The organism is Desulfobacter sp. (assembly GCF_050177295.1).
Genome location: NZ_JBFXHE010000488.1, coordinates 1 through 3,048, shown reverse-complemented (window position 1 = coordinate 3,048; position 3,048 = coordinate 1). Strand labels below are relative to the sequence as shown.

Genomic DNA, 3,048 nt, shown 5'->3' with positions numbered 1-3,048 from the left:
GGCAGTGGATGAAATGATCCGGTTTAATTACGGGCCGAAAAATCACCGCGAGATGAAACAGAAAAACAAAGCCTTTCTCCAAAAAACCGTTGGCCTTGAGCAGAATCCGGAAGCCCCTTTGTTTTTTTGGCCTTCCCGCCTGGACCCGGTCCAAAAAGGATGCCAGCTGCTGGCCCAGATCATGTACGAGATCATATCACGCTACTGGGAGACCGGGATTCAGATCGTCTCCGTGGCAGACGGAGAGTATTATAAGCATTTTAAAGATATTGCCGAATTCCACGATTTAAGGCACCGAATAGGCGTCCTCAGGTTTGACGAACAACGCTCCCACCAGGCTTTTGCCGGGAGTGATTTTGTTTTCATGCCATCTTCCTTTGAACCTTGCGGCCTTCCCCAGATTATCGGGGGCATTTACGGCACCCTGCCCATTGTATTTGACACAGGCGGCCTCCATGACACGGTAAAGCCCCTTGACCTGGAAAACTCCAGCGGCAACGGTTTTATTTTCACCGTATACGATGCCCGGGGACTGAACTGGGCTGTGGACCGGGCCATGGACTTTTTTGCCCTTGATCCAGATGAAAGAGAAGTTCAGATCCGGCGGATCATGATTGAGTCTGTCATGGAATTCAACCACAGCCGCTGTGCTGAAAGCTATATTAGCCTGTATGAAAAAATGCTCAAAAGGCCCTTTATTGTCTGGCCCGGAATGGACACTGGCCAGCAACCGGGAGATTGCGGGATTTGAACAAAATATTGACACCATGATTTTAAAAAATTAAAATAAATCCGTTGGGTTAGCTTCCAGCTTTACGATACCATATTATTAAAAACCATTTCGGAGGGTGTCATGTTTACAAAACAATATCTTAAAACCAAGGATGTGTGCAGGGTCAGATTTAAAGTGCAGAAAAAAGTGATTGGACCGGCAGAAACAGTCAATCTGGTTGGTGATTTCAACAATTGGGATGAAAAGGCCGGGGCCATGAAAAAGCTTAAAAACGGGGATTTTTCTGCGGTCCTTGACCTTGAGCCGGAACGGTCCTACCAGTTCCGTTACCTGGTGGATGATACCCGCTGGGTTAACGATGAAAGCGCGGATGTTTACCTGCCGTCTCCCTTTTCCGGGGAAGACAACTCGGTTGTGACGATTTAAGGGCCGGGTTTTCCGGAAATTAAAGACCCCAGGGTCCTGTATGGAGTTCACGCATGTCCTATTTTGATTTTTCAAATTTTGAGATCTCCTTTAACAATTACATTAAGTACATTCTGGGCAAGCAGCCTGAGCACGCCTCGAAAAATGATCAGTTAAACGCTGTTTCCTATGCCGTTGGCAAGTACCTGATGGATATTGGTTATGATACCCAGAAACGCTACCAGGAAAATGATGCCAAACGCCTGCATTACCTGTCTCTTGAATTTCTTATCGGGCGGCTTTTAAGCAATAATTTATTAAACCTAGGTATTTATAACCGCTGTAAAAAGTTTCTTGGGAAAAAGGGCATTGATCTTGACTTTCTGGTGGAGGAAGAACGGGATCCGGCCTTGGGTAACGGCGGTCTTGGGCGTCTGGCCGCATGTTTTCTAGATTCTTTGGCCTGCCTGAATATGCCGGGATTCGGGTACGGGATCAACTATGATTACGGTCTGTTCAAACAGGTGATCGTTAACGGATACCAGAAGGAAAAACCCGATTACTGGCCCAACCGTATGTCGCCATGGCTGATCCGCAGAACAGAAGAGCGGTATATGGTTCCCATTTACGGCCAGGTGGAGGGCAGTGTGGACAGGGACGGGGAGTATAACCCCATATGGACGAACTGGTCCCTGCTCATTGGCCGGCCCCATGATATCCTGGTTGCAGGTTTCGAAGGCCGTACCGTAAATTATTTGCGACTGTTCACGGCTGAGGCGTCCGAGAATTTTGATATCGATATTTTTAATGACGGGGACTATTTCAAAGCCGTGGGCCGGAAAATAAAATCCGAGACCATTTCAAAAATTCTCTATCCGTCAGATTCCAAAGAGGCGGGAAAAGAACTTCGGCTGCTCCAGGAGTATTTCCTTGTGGCCTGTTCCTTAAAGGATATTATCCGCAAGTATGAAATGGACCATGACACCTTTGACCATTTTTACAGAAAGGTGGCCATTCAACTCAACGATACCCATCCGGCCCTGGCCGTGGCCGAGCTGATGCGTATCCTGGTGGATGAAAAAGGCATTCAATGGGAAACAGCCTGGGATATCACTAAAAAAACCCTTGGATATACCAATCACACCCTGTTGCCCGAAGCCCTGGAAACCTGGCCGGTGACTATCCTGGAACGGGTGGTGCCCCGGCATATGCAGCTGATCTATGAAATCAACCAGCGGTTCCTGGAATATTTAACCGTGCGTGATCCTGATGTGACAACTGAAAGCATTGCAAAGATGTCCATCATCCAGGAAGGGCCTGTCAAGGAGGTGCGCATGGCCAATCTTGCCATCATCGGCAGCCATTCGATAAACGGGGTGGCAAAGGTACACTCCGATCTGATTAAAACACAGCTTGTTCCAGAATTTTACAGGCTGTGGCCGGAAAGATTCAACAATAAGACCAACGGGGTCTCCCCCAGGCGCTGGATCGCGGCCTGCAACCCCGGCCTTGCCGATTTTATCACCGACGCCATCGGTCACCGGTGGGTGGGGGACTTATCACGGATCTGGGAACTGGAAGCCTTTGAAAATGATCCGGGATTCCTGGACCGGCTGGGCCAGATCAAGCTGGCCAACAAAGAGGCCTTGGCCACGCTGATCCGTAAGCAATTGTTCCTGACCGTGGATCCCCAGTCCATTTTCGACATCCACGCCAAGCGGATCCATGAATACAAGCGCCAGTTGCTCAATGTGCTTCATATCATCCACCTGTATCTTTCCATCAAGGAGGACGGCAAGGATATCGGGCATCCCCGGACCTTTATTTTCGCAGGCAAGGCAGCTTTGAGTTACCACTTTGCCAAACTGATCATCAAACTGATTCACTCGGTTGCCAGCGTGGTCAATAAG

At 48.8% G+C, this 3,048-nt stretch carries 3 protein-coding genes; all 3 read left to right on the top strand.

Features of this window, described 5'->3' with window-relative positions; all coding sequences use genetic code 11:
* Positions 1 to 751, top strand: a 751-nt coding sequence (locus tag AB7U36_RS21550; protein WP_428161668.1) for a glycogen synthase, incomplete at its 5' end; no start/stop codon positions are given.
* A 102-nt stretch (positions 752 to 853) separates the two neighbouring features.
* On the top strand, positions 854 to 1,159 hold the full coding sequence (locus tag AB7U36_RS21545; protein ID WP_428161667.1) for an isoamylase early set domain-containing protein: 306 nt from the start codon (positions 854 to 856) through the stop codon (positions 1,157 to 1,159).
* A 53-nt stretch (positions 1,160 to 1,212) separates the two neighbouring features.
* Positions 1,213 to 3,048, top strand: a 1,836-nt coding sequence (gene glgP, locus AB7U36_RS21540) for a glycogen/starch/alpha-glucan family phosphorylase (protein WP_428161666.1), incomplete at its 3' end; no start/stop codon positions are given.